Origin of the sequence: Noviherbaspirillum saxi (assembly GCF_003591035.1) — a bacterium.
Classification (GTDB): domain Bacteria; phylum Pseudomonadota; class Gammaproteobacteria; order Burkholderiales; family Burkholderiaceae_D; genus Noviherbaspirillum; species Noviherbaspirillum saxi.
In genome coordinates this window covers 989,704-1,015,671 of the sequence record NZ_QYUO01000002.1, presented here as the reverse complement: position 1 = coordinate 1,015,671, position 25,968 = coordinate 989,704, and the positions used below count along the sequence as shown (strand labels likewise).

General features: G+C 58.8%; 20 protein-coding genes and 1 pseudogene. 6 read left to right on the top strand and 15 right to left on the bottom strand.

Going from position 1 to position 25,968, the window contains the following annotated elements; all coding sequences use genetic code 11:
* Nucleotides 1–184: 184 nt before the first annotated feature.
* The 5 genes from ltrA to D3871_RS20370 form a co-directional block, all read right to left on the bottom strand.
* On the bottom strand, nt 185–1,507 hold the full coding sequence (gene ltrA, locus D3871_RS20390) for a group II intron reverse transcriptase/maturase (protein ID WP_199724845.1): 1,323 nt from the start codon (nt 1,505–1,507) through the stop codon (nt 185–187).
* Between the two features lie 197 nt (nt 1,508–1,704).
* A complete protein-coding gene (locus tag D3871_RS20385) occupies nt 1,705–2,553 on the bottom strand; it encodes a group II intron maturase-specific domain-containing protein (protein ID WP_119770885.1) in 849 nt (282 codons plus the stop codon).
* A gap of 539 nt (nt 2,554–3,092) precedes the next feature.
* A complete protein-coding gene (locus D3871_RS20380) occupies nt 3,093–4,247 on the bottom strand; it encodes an acyl-CoA dehydrogenase family protein (protein ID WP_119770884.1) in 1,155 nt (384 codons plus the stop codon).
* 32 nt (nt 4,248–4,279) lie between these two features.
* Nucleotides 4,280–5,524: a thiolase family protein gene (locus D3871_RS20375; RefSeq protein WP_119770883.1), complete on the bottom strand. Its 1,245-nt coding sequence runs from the start codon at nt 5,522–5,524 to the stop codon at nt 4,280–4,282.
* Nucleotides 5,525–5,748: 224 nt separating this feature from the next.
* The gene (locus D3871_RS20370) at nt 5,749–6,519 is read right to left on the bottom strand and encodes an enoyl-CoA hydratase/isomerase family protein (protein WP_119770882.1); all 771 of its coding nucleotides are present in this window, start codon (nt 6,517–6,519) and stop codon (nt 5,749–5,751) included.
* Nucleotides 6,520–6,850: 331 nt separating this feature from the next.
* Here D3871_RS20370 and D3871_RS20365 point away from each other — a divergent pair, with 331 nt between their 5' ends.
* Together D3871_RS20365 and D3871_RS20360 are read left to right on the top strand one after the other, a co-directional pair.
* A complete protein-coding gene (locus D3871_RS20365; RefSeq protein WP_119770881.1) occupies nt 6,851–9,550 on the top strand; it encodes a winged helix-turn-helix domain-containing protein in 2,700 nt (899 codons plus the stop codon).
* A gap of 129 nt (nt 9,551–9,679) precedes the next feature.
* Nucleotides 9,680–11,149 (top strand): DUF1254 domain-containing protein, encoded by a 1,470-nt coding sequence (locus D3871_RS20360; RefSeq protein ID WP_233575742.1) that lies wholly within the window; start codon nt 9,680–9,682, stop codon nt 11,147–11,149.
* A 306-nt stretch (nt 11,150–11,455) separates the two neighbouring features.
* Here the strand turns inward: D3871_RS20360 and D3871_RS20355 are convergent, their stop codons facing one another.
* A complete protein-coding gene (locus D3871_RS20355; RefSeq protein WP_233575741.1) occupies nt 11,456–12,067 on the bottom strand; it encodes a pyridoxamine 5'-phosphate oxidase family protein in 612 nt (203 codons plus the stop codon).
* A 527-nt stretch (nt 12,068–12,594) separates the two neighbouring features.
* Here D3871_RS20355 and D3871_RS20350 point away from each other — a divergent pair.
* Nucleotides 12,595–13,548, top strand: coding sequence for an esterase/lipase family protein (locus tag D3871_RS20350; RefSeq protein WP_119770878.1), 954 nt, complete (start codon nt 12,595–12,597; stop codon nt 13,546–13,548).
* A 139-nt stretch (nt 13,549–13,687) separates the two neighbouring features.
* Nucleotides 13,688–14,308, top strand: a complete 621-nt coding sequence (locus D3871_RS20345; protein ID WP_158597995.1) for a lipase secretion chaperone — start codon at nt 13,688–13,690, stop codon at nt 14,306–14,308.
* Nucleotides 14,309–14,399: 91 nt separating this feature from the next.
* Here D3871_RS20345 and D3871_RS29975 read toward each other — a convergent pair whose 3' ends face one another.
* On the bottom strand, nt 14,400–14,591 hold the full coding sequence (locus tag D3871_RS29975) for a hypothetical protein (RefSeq protein WP_147376856.1): 192 nt from the start codon (nt 14,589–14,591) through the stop codon (nt 14,400–14,402).
* Nucleotides 14,584–16,260, bottom strand: coding sequence for a class I poly(R)-hydroxyalkanoic acid synthase (phaC, locus tag D3871_RS20340; protein ID WP_119770876.1), 1,677 nt, complete (start codon nt 16,258–16,260; stop codon nt 14,584–14,586). The genes D3871_RS29975 and phaC overlap by 8 nt, the downstream gene beginning before the upstream one ends.
* Before the next feature lie 158 nt (nt 16,261–16,418).
* Here phaC and D3871_RS31550 point away from each other — a divergent pair.
* Nucleotides 16,419–16,517, top strand: a pseudogene (locus D3871_RS31550) (IS6 family transposase); the annotation flags it as partial.
* Between the two features lie 76 nt (nt 16,518–16,593).
* On the opposite strand, the gene D3871_RS20335 reads toward D3871_RS31550, so the two are convergent.
* The 3 genes from D3871_RS20335 to D3871_RS20325 are packed head-to-tail and all read right to left on the bottom strand — an operon-like array spanning nt 16,594 to nt 19,923.
* Nucleotides 16,594–17,307: an NAD(P)H-dependent oxidoreductase gene (locus D3871_RS20335; RefSeq protein ID WP_119770875.1), complete on the bottom strand. Its 714-nt coding sequence runs from the start codon at nt 17,305–17,307 to the stop codon at nt 16,594–16,596.
* A 29-nt stretch (nt 17,308–17,336) separates the two neighbouring features.
* Nucleotides 17,337–18,104, bottom strand: a complete 768-nt coding sequence (locus D3871_RS20330; protein ID WP_119770874.1) for an enoyl-CoA hydratase/isomerase family protein — start codon at nt 18,102–18,104, stop codon at nt 17,337–17,339.
* A gap of 22 nt (nt 18,105–18,126) precedes the next feature.
* A complete protein-coding gene (locus D3871_RS20325) occupies nt 18,127–19,923 on the bottom strand; it encodes an acyl-CoA dehydrogenase (protein ID WP_119770873.1) in 1,797 nt (598 codons plus the stop codon).
* 251 nt (nt 19,924–20,174) lie between these two features.
* Between D3871_RS20325 and D3871_RS20320 the strand changes: the two genes are divergently transcribed.
* Nucleotides 20,175–21,206: an AraC family transcriptional regulator gene (locus D3871_RS20320; RefSeq protein ID WP_158597994.1), complete on the top strand. Its 1,032-nt coding sequence runs from the start codon at nt 20,175–20,177 to the stop codon at nt 21,204–21,206.
* Here the strand turns inward: D3871_RS20320 and D3871_RS20315 are convergent.
* The 4 genes from D3871_RS20315 to D3871_RS31410 form a co-directional block, all read right to left on the bottom strand.
* On the bottom strand, nt 21,184–21,723 hold the full coding sequence (locus D3871_RS20315) for a DUF2889 domain-containing protein (protein WP_119770871.1): 540 nt from the start codon (nt 21,721–21,723) through the stop codon (nt 21,184–21,186). The two genes, D3871_RS20320 and D3871_RS20315, sit on opposite strands and share 23 nt — an antisense overlap.
* Before the next feature lie 77 nt (nt 21,724–21,800).
* Nucleotides 21,801–22,943: an acyl-CoA dehydrogenase family protein gene (locus D3871_RS20310; RefSeq protein WP_119770870.1), complete on the bottom strand. Its 1,143-nt coding sequence runs from the start codon at nt 22,941–22,943 to the stop codon at nt 21,801–21,803.
* 116 nt (nt 22,944–23,059) lie between these two features.
* Nucleotides 23,060–24,196 carry an ABC transporter substrate-binding protein gene (locus D3871_RS20305; RefSeq protein WP_119770869.1) on the bottom strand — a complete coding sequence of 379 codons (1,137 nt, stop codon included), beginning with the start codon at nt 24,194–24,196 and terminating at the stop codon, nt 23,060–23,062.
* Between the two features lie 126 nt (nt 24,197–24,322).
* Nucleotides 24,323–25,963, bottom strand: a complete 1,641-nt coding sequence (locus tag D3871_RS31410) for a methyl-accepting chemotaxis protein (protein WP_119770868.1) — start codon at nt 25,961–25,963, stop codon at nt 24,323–24,325.
* Nucleotides 25,964–25,968 lie beyond the last annotated feature (5 nt).

Genomic DNA, 25,968 nt, shown 5'->3' with positions numbered 1-25,968 from the left:
ATCGTGTGCTTCTAATTTAATCGATAATCAAGCCTCTCGATGTCTCTTCCTCGCTTGTTGTAGCTCATCTTGACGTCTGGGGGAAGCCCTTGTAGCCACCGGGTGACCGGAGGCAGTCGCCCGCCCCCGGTTCCCACAGAACGTAGCGTGCGGATTTCCCGCACTACGCTCTTCAGCAGTCGATTCACAGCACCGCAATAGCTTGTAGCGCCCCATAGGGCAGAGACAGCTTTGGTCGCATCAATGGAAACCGCGCCTTGATCTGCTGGAATGCTTCCCAGGTAACTCCGCCTGACCGGCTCCGACTACTCAGCATTTTGCGCCAGTACCGCTCCACCGCTCTATGTACTTTCTGCAATGCCCGGAAATTCCCGGCAATGCCATAGTAGGCGTAATGGCCGCGCAATACCCGATTGAGCTTTTCCGCCTGCTCCCGAATCGATGAATGCCGCACTTGACGCATCAGGTCTTGCAAGTTAGCCAGACTGCGCCGGAGTCGAGACTTTTCCGTGCGCATCCCTATCTTGAAATTGCCCTTCAGGTTGCGTGTGCAATACAGGGTGAGGCCCAGAAAGTAAATCGTCTCTGGACGCCGCTTCCCCTGATGGCTCGCATATCGTTGAGCAAAGCGACCAAATGCAACAAGTTTGGTCTTGCTCGGTTCGAGCGCCAAACCAAATTTCCCCAATCGCTTGCGCAAGGCTTCCTGAACACGAAGTGCATCGGACTGATTCTGGAAACACATCACAAAATCGTCAATGTAGCGTACCAGATAAGCTTCGCCCTGCAGTCGGCACTTGACCACGCGTTCAAACCACAGGTCAAGCACATAGTGCAAATACACGTTACTTAACAGCACACTGATCGAACCGCCTTGCGGGGTTCCCTCTTCGTTTTGATACACTTCTCCATCTTCCAGAATGCCTGCTTTGAGCCAGCGCCGGATCAGACTGATCATGCGTGGATCTCCTACCCGGTGCTCGACGAAACGGAGCAACCAATCGTGATTCAGGCTCCCGAAGAAGTTCTTCAAATCCGCCTCCAATATCCAACTCACTTTGCCACCGGCAATCACTTCATTGACGGTGGCCAGTGCCTTGTGGGCACTCAGCGCAGGCCGTCCGCCAAAGGAACAGGACAGGAAGTCCTGCTCATATATGGCCGACAGAACTTCGGCAACACTGCGTTGGAGTGCCCGGTCGGCAACAGTTGGCACACCCAGCGGGCGCATCTCCTGTTTGCCGGGCTTCGGGATATACACACGCCGAATGTTTGGCGCTTGATATCCACGACGGTGAACGGATTGAAGCATCGGCTCAATCCATCCATCAAAGCTCTCCTTCGCCTCCGCTACCCTCTGACCATCTACTCCTGCAGCCGAGCGGCTCGGAATCTTCCACAGATTCGTCCACACCCGGTCTTGCGTGATGTAATGGGCCAGCGAGGTAAATCGAAGGGCTGGTTCACACCGAGCTTTCGCTGCTATTCGTTCAAGTCCCGTTTCCATAGTGGGTGATTCTTCTCTTTGCATAGAAGGCCTTGTCTTCCTTTGTATGAAGCCTATGTTTCCCAAGAACGATTCAACTTCTGCTGGCCGCTTCCCCATGTAGTCGGCTCTCCCGACCTCGGAGTACTATCAGCCAGTCTGACTTCCGTCAGATCATCAGGCCGTTCTGCCTTCTCGGCTCCGCATACGGCGGTTCATTAATCAAACTGGAAGCGCTGCCGGGTGCCCGGCAGCGAAACCAAACCTAGTGTGTCAAAGAAGCGTTTTGGAAACGCATCGTTCATGTGGCTGGCGCCGGCGTTCCACCATGGGCCACGTCCATTGCTTGCCGATTTCCATGCCCGATGTGCGGTGAGGCCCCTTTGCTGCAGGCGCCGGTTACGTGTCGCCGGATGTTTCCATTGACGCCATAACAGGCACCGCAGCTTGCGACGTATCCACCCGTCCAGCTCTTGCAGCACACCTTTTACCTCGGTCAGCCGGAAGTACGACGTCCAGCCACGCAACACTGGGTTGAGTGCGGTGATCGTGGCGACGAGGTTGCGCGAGGCATTTCCGACGACGATTTCCCGCACCTTGTCTTTCAGCCGCTTGATGCTGCTGTCGGCGATCTGCAGACGTACCTGCTTGTGCCTCGTAAAGCTGTAGCCAAGAAACTTCCTGTGCCAAGGCCGCGCCACGGCGCTTTTCTCCCGATTGACCCGAAGCTTCAGTTTGCACTCCAGGTAATCGGTGATTTCTGCCATTGCGCGCTGTCCTGCCTTTTCGCTTCCAACATAGATATTGCAGTCGTCGGCGTAGCGGCAGAACCGGTGTCCCCGGCGCTCCAGTTCACGGTCAAGATCGGTCAGCAGGATGACCCGCTCATACGCTTGCCAGAGGTTATTACGTTCGACCACGGCCTCCATCTGCCCCGGCCCTTCCGCTTTCGTTTGCCCATCCGCCGCCGTGCTTGCCTCGGCACCCGGCACGATCCACCGCAATTTCCGATCGCTTCCTTCCGTGTCTGGCGCAGTTGCCTGCTTTGTTGCGTCGTCGGCTTGCATCGAGGTCGAATGTCCTACTCGCGTTGTTAATGTTCAGGCCTTCGGCAGGATTTCTGGACTCACCGTCCCCGTCCTCACCTACTATGCCCTCTGCTGACTTCTGCATAAGCATCCCGTCATCTCGCGATGCCGGTCGCACAATGGCACGTATGCAGATCTCCCCGGGTATTGCGCACCCACCTTCACGCTTATGCCTGTCGGATCTACCCCGCAGCCTTCCGGACAAGTTTCGGGCTTCGACGGTAGATGACGTCTTACCCGGCTGCGTTGCCTCCTATCCGCTTCCTGTTCGTCAGGCCAGCGCTTTGCCTTCGGCTTCCTTCAGATTCACAGTCGCCCGCGACACCCTTGCCGTTCAGCTAGCTCTTCCCCTTGTCGGGTGAGCAGAGAACTTTCACCTCCAAGTGAGTGCGCCCTGCCGGGCGCACATAAAAAAACCCGCGCCTCTTACGAGGTGCGGGTTAAGCCAATCCCTTGAGAATTGGAGAGACAATTCTTTTCCAATGCACCGCGACCCCTCGCCGCGAAGCATAAAGCGCTTAGATGAACGCCGCGATTCCAGTAAGTGCGCGGGAAATCATCAGCTTCTGGATTTCGGTCGTGCCATCCGGGATCGGAATGACGATTGCCTCGCGTGCCAGGCGCTCGACGTCAAACTCCTTGGTCAAGCCGTTACCGCCATGCAGTTGCACTGCATCGCGGCAGACCTTCACCGCCGATTCGGTCGCGAACCATTTCGCCATCGAGGATTGCACGTCACAGCGAATTCCGTCGTCCATCATCGAAAATGCGCGGTAGCACATTAGACGCGCGGCATCCAAGGTGGTCGCCATCTCGGCGATCTTGGCAGCGATCAACTGGTGCGCCGCGATCGGCTTGCCGAACTGCTTGCGCTCCTTCGCATACGCGATCGATGCTTCCAGCGATGCGCGCATCAGACCGACCGACAGCATGCCGACGTTGGCACGTGCCTTTTCAAACAGCTTCATCGTGTTCTTCAATCCGGAGCCCTCTTCCCACACGATGTTCTTGGCGGGCACACGGGCGTCCGATAAGAACACCTGCGCGGTGGACTGGCCGTTCAGGGCGATCTTGTCGATATTTCTGGACTCGTAGCCATGCTCTTCGCGGTCCACCAGGATGTGCGACAACTCCTTCGGGCCGGTGCGCACCGTGACGATCAGGAAATCCGAATGGTGGCCGTTCGAGATCCAGGTCTTTTCACCGTTGACGATGAAGTAATCGCCGTCGCGCTTGCCGGTTGCCTTGATGTCGGCGACATTGGAGCCGACATCCGGTTCGCTGATGCAGAAGCCGCCGAACGTGCGGCCAGCGAGGATGTCCGGAAGATAGCGGTCACGCAGGTGTGCTTGCGATGCCGGCAATTCGGCCAGTGTGGTCGCCATGCCCTTGTTGATCATCACGCACAGACCGATGTCGACGGACACTGCGCACAGTTCCTCGAACAACATCGCTTCGGTGACAATGGACAGGCCCATGCCGCCGAATTCTTCGGAAACATTGGCGCCAGGCAGTCCGAATTCGGCGATGCGCTGCGTGATTTCGCGCATCTTGTCCTTCGGAATATGCTGATCGCGGAATTGCTTGGCGAAGGGACGGACTTCCGCTTCCAGGAACTTGCGGAAGCTATCGACCGCCAAACGCTGGTCTTCGGTAGGTTGTTGAACGTACATGAATATTTTTTCCTATAACTAGGGTGTGTTGATCAGGCGAGGCCGAAAATACCGACGTGCTCGGTCGCTTCCTCGACGCGCCACAAACCGCCGCCGTTGCCCTGGATCGCAAAACGTGGGCCTTCGACCTGGCGCTTGCCGCAGTTGCCGCGCAACTGCTCGACCAGCTCGAAGATCTGACCGATGCCGGTGGCGCCAATCGGATGGCCCTTCGATTCCAGGCCGCCCGACGGATTGACCGGCAACTTGCCGCCCAGCGTGGTGTCGCCGCGCTCGGCCATCACACCAGACTGACCTGGCTCGCACAGACCCAGCGCTTCAATCGACAGCAATTCGCCGATCGCCGTTGCATCGTGCACCTCAGCGACATGGATGTCCTTCGGGCTGATGCCAGCCTGTTCGAACGCTGCCTTTCCGGCCTGATAGGTGCAACCCTTGTCGAAATCGTCGGCCGCACGCGCCGATGCGGAGCGCACCACGGAGGCCAGCACCTTGATCGCGCGCTTCTTGTCGAAGCCGTACTTCTTCAGTGCCGACTCGGTACACACGACCGCGGCGGACGCACCGTCGGAGATCGGCGAGCACATCGGCAGCGTGATCGGATAGGTGATCGGCGGCGCAGCAAGAATCTCTTCGATACTCATCGCCATGCGGTATTGCGAACGCTCGTTGTGTACCGAATGGCCGTGGTTCTTCGAGGACACCGCAGCGAGCTGGCGCTGGGTGATGCCGAAGCGCTCCATCAGGCCGCCGCGGCCCAAGGCCGCATACACGTCCATGAACGGGCTGTACGGCTTTTTCGACTGTGAGCCGGGCGGCGGCACGATGCTCTTGCCCATGGCACCCAGGTAGTTCTTGTTCTCTTCGAAGGTTTCGATGTCCCAAGCCGACTCGAATGCAGAGAACATCTTGGCCTTGTCGCTGTAGAACATCTTTTCCGCGCCAACTGCGATCGCCACGTCAGCAGCACCGCCACGCAATTGCGTGACAGCCAGATTGAATGCGTGGCTGGAGGATGCGCAGGCGCCTTCGAGCGTGAAGATCGGAATGCTGTCGAAGCCGACCGGCAACAAGGCGACCGGACCGCGGATCATGTGCTGGCCGTCGAAATGGCCTTGCGTGCAGTTGCCGAAGAATGCCGCCTGCACCCACTTGCGGTCACAGCCTGCATCTTTCAGGGCGTCTTCCACCGCCCATGCGGTCAACTGCTTGACGGTCTTGTCCGTGTGGCGGCCGAATGGGGTCATGCCGACGCCAACGATGTAAATGTTTTCCATGGTGTCCTCGAAAAGAAATTAGTTCGCACTTTCCTCGCCAAGTCCGCTGTCGCTCCTTCCCCTTCAAGGGGAAGGTTGGGACGGGGATGGGTTTCGTTGATGATCGATGCTGCTTTTGAAACCCATCCCCACCCTCACCCTCCCCTTGAAGGGGAGGGAACTTCAAGGTCTTGCCGACTTGTAGGTAATCCTCACTCCGCCCGCGGGAGAAGGGAGTAAAACGATCAATATCCTTTGAACTGCGGCTTGCGCTTTTCGGCAAATGCAGCCAAGCCTTCCTTGATGTCGTACGAGCGCTGGTGACTGCGCAGCTCCAGCTCTTCATCGCGCAGCGCGTCGCCTGCGGTCTTATCGGCTGCTGCGTTGGCCACGCGCTTCATGCGGATCAGCACGACCGGGCTCTTCTGCGCCAGCTTCTCGCCGAACGCCTGCACGCGGGCGATCAGTTCGCCATCGGCCACCACTTCATTGACCAGGCCATAGGTCTTCATCTCTTCGGCCGGCAGCGCATCGCCGGTGAACAGCAGGTACTTGGCGACATTGGCCGGAATCTTGCGCGGCAAGATGGCAGCGCCGCCGCCGCCCGGGAACACGCCGAAGTTGGAATGTGCATCGCCGAACTTGGCGCTTTGTCCCGCGATCACGATGTCGCAGCACAAGACCGTTTCCAGGCCGCCAGCCAGGGCCAGGCCATTGACCGCTGCAATGACTGGTTTCGGGTAGGACCGCAGCAAGTTGAAGAACACGATGATGTTGTCCAGGAAATCCAGTTCGCCTGGGCCGACCGGCGCGCCGGCCTGTTTCAGATCAGCGCCGGCGCAGAACGCGGGACCATTGCCGGTCATCGCCACCACGCGGATTGCCGGGTCGGTGCGCCATGCTTCGAGCTGGGAAGTCATGTTTTGCAACATCTCAACGCTCAAGGCGTTCATCGCCTTCGGGCGATCGAAAGTGATCCAGCCGACGGGTCCGTTCACTGCGAGGGAAACGCTCATCCCCAATCTCCTTAATCAAAAGAAAGTGCTTTTTGGTTATGTGCGAAGTTACGCGATGCCGTCCGGCGCCTCCCCCCGTTTTTGGAGGGGGCATAGTCACGCCGATGAATTCATGGCTGGATTGCAATATATCGATGCCCCAGGCTCGCGCACATCAAGCAACAAAGGCCGTGCTACGATAAAAAAGGGCCCGCCATATCTTCATGACAAATGGAAAGCTCGAAAGCCGGAACGCCGGACCTCCGGAACGCGCTGAATGCGTTGCCTGTCGAACATATGAACGCGTTCAACGCGCGTCGCTTGCGCATCCATCCTTGCAGGAAACTTGTAAATGAATTTCGATAGACTGCTTGTCGCAACCAAATTTGCGCCGCCGCGTATCGGCGCCCGCCACATTCCTCGCAAGCACTTGCTCATCCATCTGCGCAACACGCAGCATTGCACCATGTCCCTGGTGAGCGGCAGTGCGGGCTTCGGAAAGACCGTGCTCCTTGTGCAGTGGCGCCAGGAACTGATGAAGTCCGGCGCGCAGGTTGCATGGCTTTCGCTGACACAGGACGACAAGAGGTTTTCCAGCTTTTGCGCCTATTTGATCGGCGCCTTCCAGCGCCTGGGAATCCAGATCGGGGAAGACGTTCTTCTGGAAGGTGGCAACAACAAATCGATGGACGGCGTGGTTGCGGTCGTTGCCAGTACGGCCGGCGATATCGCCAAGGAGCTGTATCTCTTCATCGACGACTATCATCATGTGGAAGACCCGTGGGCGCACAAGCTGATGCAGAAATTGCTGGATCATTGCCCGGCCAACCTGCATATCGTCATTGCGTCCCGTGCCGCTCCCCCACTCTCGCTCTCCCGTTTGCGCGTGCTGGGGCAAGTCGCGGAAATCGGATTCGCGGAACTGCCGTTCGACCTGGACGAAACGCGGTTTTTCTTCGAACAAAATCTGACCACCGTCAAATTGACCGCGGATGAACTGCGCCTGATTCACGACTTGACCAGCGGCTGGCCGGCCAGTCTGCAACTGATTGCCATCATGTTGAGGAATCGCCCGGCAGCGCGCAGCAAGCTGCACTCATTCCTCTGGCGCTCAACTGACCTGCAAGCCTATCTCGCCGAAGACGTGATGGCACACCTGCCGCCGGAATTGACCGATTTCCTGGAATCGGTATCGGTCTGCCGCCGCTTCAATGCGGACCTTGCCGCCTTCGTCAGCGACAATCCTCACGCGGCCAATTTGATCAAGCGTGCGGAAGATGAAAACCTGATGATTTATCGGGTAGAGTCGGATGACCGCTCGCCATGGTTCCGCTTCCATCCACTGTTCGGCGAATTTCTCGCAAGTCGTCTCTCCCGGCGCGGACAAAAAGCTGTCGAAGCGCAGCATCGGCGCGCCAGCCAATGGTTTGCCGATCACGATTTTCTGGTCGAGGCAGTCCGCCACGCCAATCTCGGCAATGACGTGGACTTCGCAGTCAATACGATCGAACAAGCGGCTCCCGCCACCTGGAGTCTGGGCTATATCAGCCCCATGCTGCAGCTACTCGACCGCTTGCCGCAGGAAACGCTGTTTGCGCATCCCAAACTTTTCTTTCTCGGCTGCCTTACCTATGCGCTCACCGCGCGGCCGGCAAAAGCGGAGCGATGGCTGGAAGACATCCGGCGCAGCGACGCCGCGAAAAATCCGGCGATTTCTTCCAAGTTCGCGTTGGCGGATGCGACCGTGGCGATGCAACGCGACAATACGAAGCGGGTCATCGCTCTGCTCGAGCCCATGCGTGTTGTATTCCCTGATAACAGTTTTCTCCGCTATGTCCATTTGGCAGCACTTGCAGCGGCCTATACGACGGCTGGACGGTACGGCGATGCACGCAAGCTGCTCGATGACAATCCGATCGGTCCGGAAGACCGCGATAACGACCTGGCGCTCGTCGTCGAAAGTCAGCGCGTATTGATCCCCCTGATCGAGGGTAATGTCAAGGAGGCCGCACGTATCGGTTCGACCGTACTCGCCCGTGCGGAAACAGTCTATGGACGTGGTTCGGTATCCGCGAACCTTTGTGCAGCGAGTCTCGCGGACGCCTACTATGAACTTGACCGGATCGACGATGCGCGAGAGGTGCTCGCGAACCGTGGCGGCATCCTCCGCTCTTCGATGCCGGAGACCATGGTGCGTGCGACGCTTTGCCATGCACGTCTCGACTTTTTACAGGAAACGCCGGATGCGGCATTCGCATTCCTGGACTCGCAAGCAGTGCATTTCCACAGTCTCGGACTGGATCGCCCTTTCGCCTATACACTCGCCGAACAGGTAAAAATTTTTCTTGTGCAGGGCGACCATGTGCGCGCTGCCGAGCTCGTGGCGAAATTGAAGGAGCTGGATGCGGCCCATAGGGGCACTGAAGGCGGCAGCGCCGAGATTCCGATCATCGCCGGCGTGGCGCGTGCACGGCTTGCGCTCATCGACTGTGCGCCCGAGGACGCGCTTGGTGCGCTGTCCGATGTGCGCCGCTTTGCCGAGAAACTCGGACGATCCCCGACGCTCGTTATGGCGAACCTGCTTGCAGCAATTGCGCATAACAACCTTAAACAGGACGAGGAAGCGAAAAAATGTCTGATCCAGGCTTTGGAGTCGGGCGCCAGGCTCGGACTTGTGCGAAGCTTTCTCGACGAGGGGCAGCGCATCGGCGAACTGCTGGCCACACTGCGCGACGACGTTGCCCTGGATGAGGCAACGGCACAGCATCTTGTCAATCTGTTGGCCCGCTTTGGCCACACCGTCCCGACTACGACGGGAAAAAGGGCATCGGGCCAACGCGATGCCGTAGCGCAGCGCGCCAGCCTGACGCCGCGCGAACTTGAAATCCTGAGCCTGGTTTCGCAGGCGATGTCGAACAAGCGCATTGCGCTGACGCTGAACATCACGCTCGAAACCGTGAAGTGGAATGTCAGGAATATCCTCGCGAAGCTGGGGGTATCGAGCCGGTATGATGCGATGACCTGGGCGCGCCAGCAGGGGCTTATCGACTAGAGGGTGTTATGAACTTGGAAAGGGGGCGCTATTTCCACGACTATCGACGCTCCCCCGATCGCATCAAGGTCTGTAGTTCATAACGCCCTCTAAGAACGGGCCTCCCCCTTCAAAAGGGGAGGGAGGCTTATGCGTCCCCTCGTCACAATTACTGATTCATACGTAATGAGGGGGCAAATCTTGTTCTTATTTTCACGGCGATTCGCCAGCATTCTGACTTCTGTCCTTTTCAGCAGCGCACTGATGCCAACGATCTCAGGCGCCCAATCCCCTTCCCTGTCGGTGGCGGAGGCGCGCGCCATCGCGAAGGATGCCTACATCTATGGCTTCCCCTTGGTGGACCATTACCGCGTCCAGTACACCTATTTCCAGGATCGCAGCCACCCGGAATTCAAGGCGCCCTGGAATACGATCAATAACACTGCACGAATCTACACGCCCGACGACAAGGCTTTTCCGACTCCCAATGCGGATACGCCGTATTCGCAGCTCGGCGCTGACCTGCGTAGCGAGCCACTGGTGCTGACCATGCCTGCCGTAGAAAAGGGCCGCTATTACTCGGCGCAATTCGTCGACGCCTACACCCACAATTTCGCTTATGTCGGCAGTCGCACCACGGGCAACGATGGCGGGAAGTTCCTCCTCGTCGGTCCTCACTGGAAAGGCAAAACGCCGCCGGGCATCAAAGACGTGTTCCGCTCTGAAACCGAATTTGCCTTCGTCTTCTACCGCACTCAGCTCCTCGGACCGGCCGACATCGAGAATGTCAAAAAAGTGCAGGCCGGCTATAAGGTGCAAACGCTGTCCGCGTTTCTCGGCAAACCCGCACCTGCTGCGGCACCTAAAGTCGAGTTCCTCAAACCGCTCTCCGCTGCGCAGGAGCGCACCTCTCCGGAATTCTTCAATCAGTTGAATTTCGTTCTTCGCTTTTGCCCGACTCATCCGTCCGAGCAAGTGCTGATGGAGCGTTTCGCCAAACTTGGCATCGGTGCGGCCAAACAGTTCGATGCACAGATGCTTTCCCCGGAGATGCGAGAGGCGATTACGGCGGGAATGGCTGACGCATGGCACGAGTTTGATGACTTGAGTAAGCGGGTCGCCAAAGGCGAAATCTCCACGATGAACTTCCTCGGTAGCCGCGAATTCTTGAAGAGCAATTACCTCTACCGGATGCGAGGAACCGTGAGCGGGATCTACGGCAATGACAAGGAAGAGACGATCTACCCGCCGTTCTATCTCGACTCCACCGGGCAGAAGGTGGACGGCAACAATCGATACACGCTGCGCTTTGCACCGGACCAACTACCGCCGGTCAATGCGTTTTGGTCGCTCACCCTGTACGACTTGTCGACGCGCCTCTTGGTTGCCAACCCGCTCAACCGTTACCTGATCAATTCGCCGATGCTGCCGGACCTCAAGCGCGACGCCGATGGCGGCATCACGCTCTACGTTCAGCACGATTCGCCGGGCAAGGACAAGGAAGCTAACTGGCTGCCGGCGCCCAAGGGACCGTTCTACGTCGCCGGGCGCTTGTACTGGCCCAAGCCCGAGGCATTGAATGGCACTTGGAAGGCGCCCAAGCTGCAGCGGGTCGAGTAAACGGCGTAGTCCTCGCCCGCCCTACGCCAGATGATATTTCCAACGAGGATCAAACCAGGATCACATGCAAAGCCATCGGTGGCATCGAAAGTGGGCATGGCTTGATCTCGTCCTCACGGTGCTTAAGGATCCGGGTGTAGAAACGGCCAGCCCGGCATGAGAACGCACACTCGCCCTGGCCCTACTCTACTTGCTTGTTCATGGTGAATTTCGCCGAGCGCCATGACGATGCCGGGATGGCATCCCAGCCTACCAACTGCAGAAACGCAAGACCAGGAGACATGCATGCCGAATACCAACGATATCTCATCCCTTACTGTCATCTTGACGGTCGCGGACCGGCAGAGAATCACGAAAGACGTCAAACGTCTTCCAGGCGGGAACTGGTGGTGTGTAATCCGGCCGCGGCGCATACGCCGAGTACTCGACAAGTTGCATCTTGTGGATGTAGCGAGGGCAATTCGGAAAGATTCGCGTGGCCGTAACGCGAACAATGAACACTGAACCGGGGTACTCGGCACGCAAAGGATCGTCCTCACTAATCTGCGCGGTGCCATTCACCCGAATTCGCTTTGGATTCTCGAAGTCCAGGAATAGCAGCCCTATGTGCGGGTTGGACAGAACGTTTCCCCATGATCGGTACATTCCGTTACCGTCGTAATCAGGGAAAGCAAGAGTGTGATCGTCAAGGACGCGCACGAATCCCGGCAAGCCCCCCTTATACGAGCAGTCTGGAACGCCATGGGCGTCAGCGGTTGCCACGAAAAACATGGGGCAACGCTCGATAAATTCGCGGTCTTCCGCAGTGAACGCCGTGCGAACGGTCACTTGCTCCAGGCGGTCGGCCAAAGGCCTGGTTTGACGCACGTCTTGAAGCTGACGCATCCCGTCGTGATACATCGGTTCATTTGGCATCATTCCTCCTGTAGGGCAGTGCCCGAGTCCTGGAGCATTAGACTACTGCGTGCACGGTTTTGGTTCCGGCATTTGTCTTTATTTATCGCAGGCCACGCTGTCGAAATCCTATCCACAGCGGTCGATACGCATGGAAGTGGAACATGGAATTCGCTATCGTCTACCTCGCTCATCGCACGCTGTCTCCAACAGCCGAAAAGGCGATTGAAGTAATCATCGAATGCGATCGGCTGTTGCATGCTTGAAGGTTAAATTCAAGTTTACGAACCATCTTCCCTGTGCGGACGTGCTTAGGGCCCGCGCACGCCCCCCTTCTTTTGAGGGGGGCGCGGCTGCATGTTACCCATCTAGTGTTTGCATTGATAAGTTTGAACTTGTCGCCTCCGTTGCTTGGCTGAATCGCAACAGCACAACATATAAAAAGTTGTAACTACGGCATGGGAAGTCGGAATAGAAACAAGTTGCGCAGTTCCCAGGGCTTGCCCCGGCAAGCTCCATGCGCTACATAAAATCCAAAACAAGGAGAAGAGATGAACCGCATTATCACGTCTTGCAAAACCCTCGCTGTTGCCGCCATGCTGGGCTTGAGCGCATCTGCCTCAGCCCAGACCCCTCCGCCACTGAACATTCCGGTCGCCACCCTCGATGCCGCCTTTACATGCACCGGTCCGAGCCTGACCGGCGCAACCAAGACGCCGATCCTGCTGGTGCATGGTACAGCGACGACGCCCGAGCATAATTGGGGTCCGAACTATCTGAAGGTGTTGCCTACCAAAGGCCATCCGGTATGCACCGTCACACTGCCTGATAAATCGCTAGCCGACATGCAGGTAAACGTCGAGTATGTGGTGCATGCGGTGCGTAAGATGTATACCACGTCAGGGCGCAAGATCTCGATGATCGGCCACAGCCAGGGCGGCGTCCATATCGCTTGGGCATTGAAGTTCTGGTCGGACCTCCCTGCCAAGGTCGATGACGTTATCGGCATTGCCGCACCTTTCCAAGGTTCGACCGTGTTGATGACCTGTGTGTCCAACCTGAATTGCTCGCCGGCGGCCTGGCAACTCAGGGCCAACGCCAATTACGTGGCTGCCCTTAACCGCACCCCCATGCCTGCCGGTCCTTCATACACCTCGATCTTCACGTATAACGATGAGCTCATCGTTCCTGAGCCGCACGGCAGTACGATCAATGACGGCGTCACCATGGCCGTGCAGTCGAAATGCCCTGGCCGCGTCGTGGGCCACATCGGCATGGCCATGGATGCGATGGGCTATTACCTCGCGATGGACGCGTTGAACAACCCAGGCCCGGCTAACATGAGCCGGGTCTCGGCGCTCAAATGCGTGGACGTCTACTTGCCTGGCAGCGATCTCGTGGCGTGGAACTCGATGCTGGCGAACGGCTTGATCGGCTTGTGGTCCACGACACCTTCCCTGAATCCGGCCGCGGGCGAGCCGCCGCTGCGTTCCTACGCACAGTAAGGATGGATAGCAGGCCGATCACAGACATGAGCCTCGCATGAAGGGCAAGACGGCTTTCGCCGCAATGGGGGCGGCTTCCTTGGTTGCCGCCCTCATTTTCTCTTGGATGTTGCCCCCGCAAGAGAGCGAGGAGCCGGCCATGACGGTTGGTGAAGACACGCTGTTTTCCTTCATCCGGCCATTGGATGACGTACAACTCCCCCCCTCCCCTGCCGACCCGAAACCTGCAAAGACCAGGGCGGCCAAGGATGATGCGCTGGTGATCGATACCAGTCTGCGACGGCTATTTGACCACTTCCTGGCGACGAAAGACGAAACAGGCATTGGCGATGTCAGGTCCGCTGTCGAACAGGAAATCGACCTGCGCTTGCGACCCGGCCCGGCCGCCGAAGCCAAGCGCTTACTGGCGCGCTACCTGGGCTACCGTCTAGAGCTGGCAGAAATGGAAAAGAATGCGCATATGTCGGAAGGCTCGATGGAAGCATTAGGCGTGCAAGTGGATGCGATATCGCAGACCAGGGCCAGGTACTTTAGCGTCAAGGAAGCGCAAGGCTTGTTCGACGCGAATGACGTTTATGGTCCGCATGCATGGGCACGCCTGGAAATCTATCAGGATCCATTCCTGAGCGATCTGCAGAAGGGAGAAAGGATTGCGGCGCTGGACGCGCGCCTGCACCAAGCGCAACACGAGCAGTCCGATGCGAGCGGCCAGGACGAGATTGGGAACAAGGTGCGGTGGCAAGAGGAGATGGCGCCCTGAAAATGATGGCGATGATAAAGTAGCTTCGATATCTTCATCACTCGGCTCTACCAGTTTCACAACTTAACGTGACAATGCCTTCGCTTCTTGCCTAGAGCAGATTGCGTATCGGTGTGCGGGTAGCGAAGCGGTCTGCCGCGTTGCCTGGAGGCGAGTGAAAGGCGCCAAGCGCAGGCAGGGCGGCCCGCGACAGGGTGGTTCCCTGTCGAGCATTGGCAACGTCGCAATCGCCCCAGACAACGCGGCAGAACCCATACACCGATACGCAATCTGCTCTATTCATGTTTCCTCGACGCCCAAGCCTTCTGCTCCACGTAGCGGCCGGGTGCCGGTTCGATGGGCTTGTACCTACCGCTGCCTTGGGTTTTCGGGGCGGGAATCTTCTCGCCGGCGTGCCTGTGCAACCAGTTGCCCCAGTCCGTCCACCAGCTGCCCGGGTGTTCTGTCGCCTGCTCGATCCACTGCTGCGGATCCTCCGGAAGCGCATTGCCGAGCCAATAGCTGCGCTTGTTCTCACGTGGAGGATTGATGACCCCGGCGATGTGGCCGGACGCGCCGAGTACGAAGCGTCTCTCACCCTTGAGCAAGGCCACGGAGCGATAGGCCGAAGTCCACGGCACCAGGTGATCCTTCTGCGAGCCGTAGATGTAGACCGGAGCATCGATAGTGCGCAGATCGATTTTCTCGCCGCACACCGTGAGCACATCGGGCAGCTTGAGCTTGTCCTCGAGATAAGTGTTGCGCATGCACCAGCAGGCCAATGGGCCAGGCAGGTTGGTGCTGTCGCCGTTCCAGTACAACAGGTCGAAAGGTCGTGGGGTTTCACCTTTCAGGTAATTGCCGACAACATAGTTCCATACCAGCTCGTCCGGACGCAGGAAGCTGAAGGTGTTCGCGAGCTCACTGCCCGTGAGCAGGCCCGGCCCGCCGGGCGCGCGCTCGCCGATCGTCATCTCGCGCAGCTGCACCGACGGCTCGTCGACGAAAAGGGCCAGCACGCCAGGGTCGGAAAAGTCGAGCAGCGTTGTGAGCAGCGTGAAGCTGGAAACAGGACTCGCGCCCTTGCGCGCCAGCACAGCAAGCGCCGTGGTGAGCAGCATGCCTCCGATGCAAAAGCCGAGCGCGTTGAGCTTGTCGCTTCCGGTGATGTCGAGGACCACGCGCATCGCCTCGATTGGCCCATGCTCGATGTAGTCATCCACAGTCTTCCCCGCACCCGTGTGATCGGGGTTGCGCCAGCTCATCACGAAGAGACGGTGACCCTGCTCAACGACCCACCGGATCATCGAGTTGTCGGGCCGCAGGTCGAGGATGTAGTACTTGTTGATGCATGGGGACACGAACAGCATCGGCCGCGCGTGGACCTTGGCCGTCAGAGGCTTGTACTCGATCAGCTGGAAAAGCTCGTTCTCGTACACCACTGAGCCCTCGGTGGTCGCCACATTACGTCCCACCTCGAATGCGCCGTGATCGGTTTGGGACACATGCCCCCGCTGAAGGTCTGTGAGCAGGTGCGCGATACCCTGCGCAATGCTGTTGCCGCCTGTCTCCATGGCCTTGCGCTGTGCCTCTGGATTGAGCGCCAAGAAGTTGCTTGGGTTGGCCGCGGCAATCCACTGCTCCACGGCAAAGCGGATGCGCTGGCGCATCTTCTCCTCGCACTCAATGGCCTCGGCCATTCGCAGCAGCGTGCGAGCGTTGAGCAAGTACAGCTGCGCTGTCAACGCAGCGGCAGGGTACTGTGCCCAGTCGTTGGCGGCGAAGCGCCGGTCCGACAGCGCGATCTTGACGGATCCATCCACCTGAATCCGGGTGGCGATGTCGTTCCAGATCTGACCGGCTTCTTTGATGTAGTCAGCCTGCAGTTGCGCCAGCACATGCGCCGGGATGTTGATGCCCGACACCGACTTCAAGCCTTCACCCGCTGCGGTGCCGAAAACAGGGTCATCCACCCGATCGGGCCCTTCACTTCAAACGAAACGTTCATCTAAAGCTCCTCCCTCAAAATCAGCTTGCGGCTTGATTGATGCTCATCAGCATACGTGAAGTCCTTGCGCGATTCCCCCCCTATTTTTGGAGGGGGAGGAGCACCGCCGCATCCATCAGGCAGATCTTCCAGCGCCTGCTGGCACAATATCCGAATGGCCCTCGCAAGATCATCACCGGCCAGTTACGCAGCTATCCGGCGGCGAAAGCCAACATTCCTGATTTCCTCTATCCGGCCGCAGACAATCAAGATTGCTGCAACGTCCTTTCTCTTGTTGTGTTCTGGGATCGCGAAGGCACTAAGCGGTTGCCGCCGGCTTCGGATGCAGCATGGCATCGAAGTCGTCCATCGATGGGAACGACATCGGCTGGAGCGCATCGATGTCGCGCAGGCGCTGGCGATACTGCTCCATGATTGCCGTACGCTGCTCGGGCTGGATGTAAGGCACGTGCCAGGCAACGAAGGGCGGCAGCACCGACATGCCGGCATAGCCCAGCGTGCCGCGCAGGATCGGCCGCAGCATGTCTTCCAGCGGGCCATGGACCCCGCCTTCGGTGAGCATGTGCGGCTGGCCGCCGATGGTCACGGCCAGCATGGCTTTCTTGCCGCGCAGGCCGCCGCGATCATAGAAGCGCATGCCGCCGTAGCACAGGCCCGAGATCAGCACGCGGTCGACCCAGCCCTTCAGGATCGCCGGCATCGAGAACCAGTAGATCGGGAAGTTGAAGATCACCAGGTCGGCCCACTGCAGTTTTTCCAGCTCGGCCATGATGTCCGGCGCCAACGTCTTGGCCTGATAGGCGCTGCGCTGCTCCAGCGCATAGACCAGATGGTCGGGATTGGCGCGACTGCCGAAATCGCTGGCGTCGGCAACCGCCTTCCACTGCATGGCGTAAAGGTCGGAGACTTGCACCTCGTGGCCCTGTGCCTGGAATTGCTCCACCGCCACATTCTTCATCGAGGCGTTGAACGATTGCGGTTCGTGATGGGCGTGAACGATAAATACTTTCATTGTCTTGTTTCTTCCTGGTTAATCCTGAATCACTTCTTGCGCGCAGCGGCAAGCTGAGCCTGCAGCGCGTCGATGCGCTGATGGTTGTCTTCCGAACCGATGTAGGTGCGGAACAACCATTCCTGCACGCGCATCGCACCGTCGAGATCCTGGTTCAGCACCTGGTTCGACAGGCGCTTGGTTTCGGCCAGGCACATGCGGTCATAGGCAGCCATGTCGCGGGCGATGGCAGCGACCGAGGTCAACAGTTCGCCTTCCGGGAACACCTTGCTGACGTAACCCATGCGTTCGGCTTCCTCGGCACCGTAAATGCGGCCGGTGAGCGCGACTTCCTTGGCGCGGCCGAGTCCGATGATGCGCCATAGCGGGTCCATGATGGGCGTGAGCGACAGCACGATTTCGCGCTGGCCAAACTTGGCGCGCGTCGAGGCATAGCGGATGTCGCACATCATCGTCAGATCAAAACCGCCGGCAATCGCGGCGCCGCCGACAGCGGCGATCACCGGCTGCGGGCAGAACAGGATGGTGCGGAAGGCACGGTGGAACAGTGCCGTGTAGGCTTCGTTCGACACCTTTTCCAGCTTGCGGATTTCGTTGAGATCGAAGCCGGCGGAAAAATACTTCTCGCCGCCGGTGAAGACGATCACGTTGACGTCCTGGCGTTCGCCAAGGGCGGTAAACATGGCCGTGACTTCTTCCAGCACGTCGGGCGCCAGCGCGTTGCCTTTGTCGGGGCGGTGGATGGTGACGGTCGCGACCTTGTCGGCCACCTCGAGCAGCAGATAGCGGTATTCCATATCAGACTCCGGATAGAAAAATTCAGAACCAGGCATCCTGCATCGTCAGCGGCGTGTCTTCGACGTCCGCGAGCAGGTCGAACTGCGGCAAGGTGGCCGGCAGCTCCCAGTGGCAGTAATAGCGCGCGGCATGCAGCTTGCCGTGGTAGAAGGCGCGCTCGGCCTCATTCGCCTTCGCCAGGCCGCGCTGCGCGGCAAGCGCCTGCTTGAGCCAGATCCAGGCGGCGAAGAGGCGGCCGAACGCATCCAGATAGATCGTCGCATTGGCAAGCGCGCGGTCGGGATCGCTGGCCTGCAGCTGCACCAGTTGCGCGGTGACCTTGTCGAGCCGTGCCAGCGGTATGGCAAAGCCATCGGTCAGCGGTGCAAGCTCGACTACTGCGCGCCCCTGTTCCAGCGTTGCCTCGAGCGCGGCGCGGAACAACTGGTACGCCGCGCCGGATTGCATCACCACCTTGCGCCCGAGCAAGTCGATGCCGTGGATCGCTTCCGCGCCTTCGTGAATGGGATTGAGGCGCTGGTCGCGATACAGCTGCTCCTGCGGATATTCGCGGATGTAGCCGGAGCCGCCCAGAATCTGGATCGCCAGGTCGTTGGAGGCGCAGCCGTATTTCGATGCCCACGACTTGACCACCGGGGTGACCAGATCGAGCAGCAGGCCGGCGTTGCGCCGCACCGTGTCGTCCGGATGGGTATGCTGATCCTCGAAGAGCGAGGACGCGTACAGGCACATCGCCAACGCCCCTTCGGCATAGGCTTTCTGGGCGAGCAGCATGCGGCGCACATCGGCATGCCGGATCAACTTGACTTGCGGTGACAGCGGGTCCTTGCAGGAAGGCAATCGACCTTGCGGGCGCTCGCGCGCATACTCCAGCGTCATCCAATAGGCACGGTAGGCAATGGCCGCCGCGCACATGCCGATGCCGATGCGCGCCTCGTTCATCATCTGGAACATGTGCGCCAGACCCTTGCCCGCGTCGCCGACCAGGGTGCCAACCGCGCCGCCGCGCTCGCCAAAGGACAGCACGGTCGAGGTGGCATTGCGCCATCCCATCTTGTGCAACAGGCCGGCCAGCGTGACGTCGTTGCGTTCACCCATGCTGCCATCCTCATTGACCAGATATTTCGGCACCAGGAATAAGGAGATGCCCTTGACCCCGGCCGGTGCGCCCTTGATGCGCGCGAGTACCATGTGCACGATGTTGTCCGTGAGGTTGTGGTCACCGCCGGAAATGAACATCTTTTGCCCGAACAGACGATACGTGCCGTCCGGCTGCAGCTCGGCGCGCGTGGTGATGTCGCCCAGTGCCGAGCCCTGTCCCGGTTCGGTCAAGGCCATGGTGCCGGAGAAGCGGCCATCGCCCATCGGTGCCAAAAAGCGTGCCTTCTGTTCCGGTGTGCCGAAACTGCGCAACAGGTTGGCCGAGCCGATGCTGAGGAAAGAATACGTGCTGGTCGCGACATTGGCGGCCTTGAAGTAGGCGATGGCGCTGCGCAACACCACTTCCGGCATTTGCAGCCCGCCTTCGTCCTCGTCCCAATGGGCGGAAAGAAAGCCCGCTTGCGCAAAGGCATCCCAGGCCGCCTTGGTTTCCGGCACCAGGTGCACGCGCTCGCCGTCGAACTGCGGCTCGTTGGCGTCGCCCTTGGCATTGTGCGGCGCAAACAGTTCCTCGGCGATCTGGCGTGCGGTGTCCAGCGTCGCATCAAAGGTTTCGCGCGAATGGTCCGCGTAGCGCGGACGTTTCAGCAGCGCCTCGGTATCGAGGAATTCGTACAGCAGGAATTGCAGGTCGCGGTCGTTAAGCAAATTGGCCATGGCAAGAAGATGTGGATTTGTTAAGGCAGGCGCATCACAAGTCTGCGCGGTAAATCGATACCAAGATCGGTACAATTGCATTCGGGCCTGTTGCATGCGCCATGCGACAAACAGCGAGTGCATTTTTTCGTGAAGTCAAAATGTACCCGTGTATGCACAAGGCGTCATTAACAAGGCCTGCCAGCTTGTCGGTTAGTTTTGGCGCATTTCGCCATGCATTTCTGCAAGCAACTCAGGCCACGAATAAATCCATGTCCCTAAACACACTGACCTTCTCTTGCAACTTTGTGAACGCCATCCTCACTGCATCTGAAGTGACGAAGGGCGATGCCGAAGTGTTGCTGAAGGAAGCAGGCATTCCACCTGAAGTTCTGCAGGACGCTGCGGGACGCGTCAGCGCAGAACAGTTCGCCACGCTGTATCGTTCGTTGGCTGTCAAATTCGATGACGAATTGCCCAATTTCCTCTCGCAGCCCTTGGGAGGCGGCGCGATGAAGTTCGGCGGCCTTAGCGCCATCAGCGCACCGGCACTGGACGTGGCGCTATATCGCTATTCGCGGCTCCTGCGCTTGTTGATCCACGACTTCGAAGTGCAACTCCTACGCGAACCGGAGACTGGCATTGTGCGATTCGTGGAGCCCGAGTCGGGGCGCCGTTGCAAGACCATTGGCATCGAAATTATGCTGAAAGTGGTACACGGCTTTGCGTCGTGGATGACGGCACGCGAGTTGCCACTGGTTCGGGTCGATTTTGCATTCGCCAGACCTTCATATGCGGCGGATTTGCAGGCGCTTTTTCCCGGCCCGGTGTTCTTTGAACAGGCCCACAGCCAGATCGTGTTTGAAATCGGCTACCTGGACCTGCGCATACAGCGCAACGCAGAGGACGTCGCGACGTATGTGGCACGTCTGCCGCGCGACTGGATGTTTTCTCCGCTCAAGGAACGTCTCGCGTCGCACCAGGTGCGCGACTATCTGTTACGGAACGAAGGTGGACGAATCAGCGTAGAACAGGTGGCGAAAGCACTGCATATCTCGGTGCGCACTTTATGCAGACGGCTTGAATCGGAAAACACTTCTTTCAGGCAGGTCAAGGATGAGGTGCGGCGCGCTCTGGCCATGGACCGCCTGAGCAATTCGCAAGTGCCGCTTGCCGCGATTGCACATGAGCTTGGTTTTGGCGATGTGTCCTCTTTCCATCGCGCGTTTCGTGCATGGACCGGCATCACGCCGAATGCCTATCGTCAGAAAGCCGAGGACTCTAATCCTGAATCGCCTTCTTGATGGCCTGCAGCGCCGATCCGTCGCTGCGCCATGTGTGGCATTGATTCTCGATGAGTGGCACATACGGCGCCAATGCCGTTATGCCTGCTTCCCCGCGCTTACCAAAGTCCGTTTGAATGGCGACCGTCGCGGCGACGGGCAGCAGCTCGTTCATGTGCGTGCAGCCCAGCGCTCCGCCAAAGCGTTCCTGTACCTTTCGGTTGAAGCCTGGACCGAGCGTTAAACCGACCAGCGCGGCGTAGCTGGTATCGACATGGTGGCATTCATGCGAAGGGCCGCTGAACAGGCGCGTTTGCGCTTCGTGGATTTTCAGGTTCTTGTCGAACACCAGCGTTAACTGGATGTGATGCAACGCCTCGCCCGGCATCACCGTTCCTTTCGCTGCATGGAAGGGAGCGCCTTTGAAATCGTAGAGCGTCGCTTCCAGTTGCCACATGCCGTCTTCGCGCTCGACGGTCTGGCAGTCGATGGTGCGCCGGTGTGCATACGCCGGTGCCATAGCTTGATTGTCCATCATGTTCTCCAATCCTTCTGGCAGAAAAAAACGCGCCCGATCGAGTACTCGGGCGCGTCCTTGAGTAATACCAACAGCGCTTACAGACCGCGCGCAATGATCAGCTTCTGGATATGGCTGGTGCCTTCGTAGATCTTGGTCACACGCACATCGCGGTAATAACGTTCGACCGGGAAGTCATTGACGTAACCGTAGCCGCCGTGGACTTGCAAGGCATCCGAGCACACTTCTTCCGCCATTTCGCTGGCAAACAGTTTCGCCATCGAGGCTTCCTTGCCGCAGGGAATGCCAGCCTCGCACAGACGCGCCGCATGGAGCATGAATTGCCGTGCCACTTCGACCTTGGTCGCCATGCCGGCGAGATCGAAAGCCACGCCTTGCAACTTGATGATCGGCGCGCCGTAGGCTTCGCGTTCTTTCGCGTATTGCACCGCGGCTTCCAGCGCCGCACGCGCGGTGCCGATGGCCACGGCCGCAATCGCCACACGGCCCTCGGACAAACCGCTCATGATTTTCTTGTAGCCGCTGCCTTCTTCGCCGACCAGGTTCTCCACCGGCACGCGGAAGTCTTCCAACTGGATCGCGGCGACATGCGCCGAACGCTGGCCCATCTTGTGTTCCACACGCGTCACGTTGTAGCCCGGCTCGCTCGGATCGATGATGAACATGCTGGCACCGTTCTTGCCGGCGGCCTTGTCGGTGACCGACAGCACGATGCCCACGCCGGCGTGGTTGCCGTTGGAAATGAATTGCTTGCTGCCATTCAAAACATAGTGCGCGCCGTCGCGCCGTGCCGTGGTGCGGAAGGCGGCAGTATCCGAACCGGCATGCGGCTCGGTCAGCAGGAAGGCGCCGATCTTTTCACCGGAAGCCAGTGCCGGCAGGTACTTACGCTTCTGCTCCTCGGTGCCGTCCTTGACGATGGCAAAGCCGGCGGAATTGTGCACGTGGATGAGCGTGGCAAAGCCGGTATCGGCAGCGGCGAATTCCTCGATGGCCAAGCAATATTCGACGAAGCTCGCACCGGCGCCGCCATACTCTTCCGGAATCAACATGCCGAGGAAGCCGAGTTCGGCCACGGCGTTCAATTCGTTGCGCGGCCATTCGCCGGTGCGGTCGCGTTCGGCGGCGGTCGGCGCCACCACTTCCATCGCCACTTTGCGGGCGGAATCACGAATCATCACTTCCTGTTCGCTCAGGAATGCTGCTGTTGTATCACTCATTCTTTCCTCGTAAATTGTGTCGCGCTTTCCGATGCATTGCGGTGCGGTGGAATCGTAAGAATGACGATCACCGCGCGGGACTGCGCCCCTCTCTTCGAGGGGGGAATCGCGACTGGTCAGCGACGAATCTCGCCGTCCCTGGAAAGAACCATCAGTTCCACGTAGCGGGTGCCGGAATGATCGGTCTTGCTGTAGTTGATGCTGTAGCCATCGAAATCGACTTTGCCCATCGTTTCCAACGAGTGCATGTACCGCTCGCGACTCAGATCGCGGCCAGCGCGGCGCAGACCTTCCACCAGAAATTTCGCGTAAAGAAAACCGCCCATCGATTCAAAGGAATATTTCAATCCGCGTTGCGTCATGATTTTCTGGTACTCCATGACGATATTGTTGGTCGCGGAATATGGGAATGGCGTGGCCTGCGTCGTGACCATGCCCGCCCCATCTTTGCCCAGTGCCTTCCCGATGATGTGCAATCCCATCGAACTGGTGCCGAAGTACTGTGCGCCGGGGGCCTGCCTGTTATATGCCTTGACGAAATCGATAGTCTGCTTGCCGATGGTCAGCAGGAAAACCGCTTGCGGTGCGCTTTTTGCGATATACGCGCTTACTTCCTCGGTATCGGCGCTATTTGATTCCAAACCATTTTTTGTCACGATGGCGATCTTGTGGGCGGCAAAAGCACGTTCAGTTAGCGCCATGCCTTCTTGTCCGAATGCATTGTTCACATAGACCACGCCCACTTTGTTGATGCCGCGAATGGCGAGATGCTCGGCGATCTTGTCGATCTCGTCGGCGATACCGCACATGACGTGAAAAACATAGCGGTTGAACGGCTTGCGCAGCGCCTCGGAAGCAGTCAGCGGCGCAATACTGGGTATCCCCGCTTCTGCCAGCAGCGGCATGATGGCCATATTGGTCGGCGCCCCGGTCACGCCGAACAGCGCGAACACTTTATCCTTCTCAATGAGGCGTTTGACGTTGGCGACCGCTCGCGCCGGATCGTAACCGTCGTCCAGCGCGATCAGCCGGATCTTGCGGCCATGGACGCCGCCCTGCGCATTGACATGGTCAAGATAGGCGCCGGCGCCAGTGAAAACTTCATGCGTAATTGAAGCCATAGGGCCGGACATGGCACGCGTGGTGCCGAACAGTACATCGTCGGCAGTCACGCCCTGGGCGAATGCCCCCAGATGAAAGGCACTACCCAAAACTAGCAAAGCTGTGTTACGCAAAAAGCCGGTAATCCTCATGCATTCCTCCGAAATTCTGTGGTGCGTTTTACGCGCGAGCGCTTTGCAACGACATCGGTGTGTGTAGCGCCCGCAGGTGCACACAAGCGTGGGGCATGCGCTACGATGCCCCAGCTACCGCCTCCACTAGCTTAATTGCCGTACCGACTTTCTCGCATCCGCATTCTGCAGGGCTGCAGCAGCAGGCGTGACGTCTATCTCGGTATGTCCGCGATTGACGGAATCCAATCGGAAGACACTCACCGCACGCGCGAGCATGGCCGCTTCCTCGCGCATGCGTTCTGCGGCGGCTGCTGCTTCCTCGACCAATGCGGCGTTCTGGTTGGTCGTTTCGTCGATCTGTGTGAAAGCCTGGTTGATCTGCGCGATGTCGTCGCTTTGCTCTGCGCTGGCTGCCGAAATCTCTGCGATGATGTTGGTCACGCGCTTGACGCTTTCCACCACCTCGTCCATCGTCGTGCCCGCCTGCCCGACCAACTTGCTGCCGACATTCACCCGATCCGTGGAATCCCCGATGAGTTGCTTGATTTCCTTGGCCGCGCCGGCGCTGCGCTGTGCAAGGCTACGTACCTCGCTTGCCACCACTGCAAAGCCACGTCCCTGTTCACCGGCGCGTGCCGCTTCCACCGCTGCATTGAGCGCGAGGATATTGGTCTGGAACGCAATGCCGTCGATCACGCTGATGATGTCGACAATCTTCTTCGCCGATTCGTTGATCGATTCCATGGTCGCGACCACTTGCCCAACGACTTCACCGCCCTTCATCGCCACTTGCGACGCCGTAGCAGCAAGCTGGTTTGCCTGGCGCGCGTTGTCGGCATTCTGCTTGACCGTCGAGGTCAGGCCATCCATCGAGGCGACGGTGCGTTCTACCGAACCGGCCTGCTGCTCGGTGCGCGACGCGAGGTCCATGTTGCCGCTGGCAATCTCCGCCGACGCGGTGCTGATCGTCTCGATGCCGGTGCGCACGTCAGATACGATACGGGCCAGGCTTGCGTTCATCTCTTTCAAGGATTGCACCAGCATGCCGGTTTCATCCTGGCTCTTCACTTCGATGGTGGCGGTCAAGTCGCCCGCCGCCACGCGCTTGGCCAAATCGACCGCCTGACCCAGTGGTTTGGTGATGCTGCGCGTGACAAACACGCCGATCAATACCGCCAGCACGCAGGCGCCACTGCCCAGGCCGAGCATCACTACGACCGAGCGCTTGGCGTCGCTAATCGCGGCGTGGCTGCTGTTGACCATTGCATCGGCATGAAACGTAATTTCCTGGTTCAAGGCCTGAAAATAGGCGAGCTGTGCCGTCTGCACCGTGGTGTACAGGATATCCTTGGCCTGGTCGCGGTCGCCGGCCTTCACGAGTTGCTTGAAGCGATCAAGTTCCGACTTGAATCGGTCTTGGGCGTCCTTCAGACCTTTCTTCATTTCGTCTTCGTCGGCAGACGCGGACGGTTTGCCATTAAGTTCGCCGGTGCTCTTTTCGACGAACTCCATCGACTGTTCGATACCGGCGAGGTAATTGTTGATTTCGTCCTGGTCGGTGGCGAACAGGATGTCACGCATGGTTTGCACAACGTCGAACAGGTCGGATTTGATGCTGTTGGCCAGGGCCGTTTGCGGATAGCGATCGTTGACCATCACCTCGACGTTTTGATTGAGACTGATCAGTTTGGCCGCGCCAAACAGGATCACAATGATCATCACCGCGATCGCCATGCCGAAACCGAGAGTCAGTCGTTGTCCGATCTTCAGCTTTGCCAATTTCATTCGTT

Bases quoted from the DNA above. Each gene is read 5' to 3' on its own strand.
- D3871_RS20365 (WP_119770881.1), top strand. From the start codon at position 6,851: ATGAATTTCGATAGACTGCTTGTCGCAACCAAATTTGCGCCGCCGCGT.
- D3871_RS20350 (WP_119770878.1), top strand. From the start codon at position 12,595: ATGAACCGCATTATCACGTCTTGCAAAACCCTCGCTGTTGCCGCCATG.
- D3871_RS20320 (WP_158597994.1), top strand. From the start codon at position 20,175: ATGTCCCTAAACACACTGACCTTCTCTTGCAACTTTGTGAACGCCATC.
- D3871_RS20335 (WP_119770875.1), bottom strand. From the start codon at position 17,307: ATGAAAGTATTTATCGTTCACGCCCATCACGAACCGCAATCGTTCAAC.
- D3871_RS20325 (WP_119770873.1), bottom strand. From the start codon at position 19,923: ATGGCCAATTTGCTTAACGACCGCGACCTGCAATTCCTGCTGTACGAA.
- D3871_RS20305 (WP_119770869.1), bottom strand. From the start codon at position 24,196: ATGAGGATTACCGGCTTTTTGCGTAACACAGCTTTGCTAGTTTTGGGT.
- D3871_RS31410 (WP_119770868.1), bottom strand. From the start codon at position 25,963: ATGAAATTGGCAAAGCTGAAGATCGGACAACGACTGACTCTCGGTTTC.
- D3871_RS20385 (WP_119770885.1), bottom strand. From the start codon at position 2,553: ATGCAAGCCGACGACGCAACAAAGCAGGCAACTGCGCCAGACACGGAA.
- D3871_RS20355 (WP_233575741.1), bottom strand. From the start codon at position 12,067: ATGATGCCAAATGAACCGATGTATCACGACGGGATGCGTCAGCTTCAA.
- D3871_RS29975 (WP_147376856.1), bottom strand. From the start codon at position 14,591: ATGAATAGAGCAGATTGCGTATCGGTGTATGGGTTCTGCCGCGTTGTC.
- ltrA (WP_199724845.1), bottom strand. From the start codon at position 1,507: ATGGAAACGGGACTTGAACGAATAGCAGCGAAAGCTCGGTGTGAACCA.
- D3871_RS20370 (WP_119770882.1), bottom strand. From the start codon at position 6,519: ATGAGCGTTTCCCTCGCAGTGAACGGACCCGTCGGCTGGATCACTTTC.
- D3871_RS20310 (WP_119770870.1), bottom strand. From the start codon at position 22,943: ATGAGTGATACAACAGCAGCATTCCTGAGCGAACAGGAAGTGATGATT.
- D3871_RS20375 (WP_119770883.1), bottom strand. From the start codon at position 5,524: ATGGAAAACATTTACATCGTTGGCGTCGGCATGACCCCATTCGGCCGC.
- D3871_RS20315 (WP_119770871.1), bottom strand. From the start codon at position 21,723: ATGATGGACAATCAAGCTATGGCACCGGCGTATGCACACCGGCGCACC.
- D3871_RS20330 (WP_119770874.1), bottom strand. From the start codon at position 18,104: ATGGAATACCGCTATCTGCTGCTCGAGGTGGCCGACAAGGTCGCGACC.
- D3871_RS20380 (WP_119770884.1), bottom strand. From the start codon at position 4,247: ATGTACGTTCAACAACCTACCGAAGACCAGCGTTTGGCGGTCGATAGC.
- D3871_RS20360 (WP_233575742.1), top strand. From the start codon at position 9,680: ATGCGTCCCCTCGTCACAATTACTGATTCATACGTAATGAGGGGGCAA.
- D3871_RS20345 (WP_158597995.1), top strand. From the start codon at position 13,688: ATGACGGTTGGTGAAGACACGCTGTTTTCCTTCATCCGGCCATTGGAT.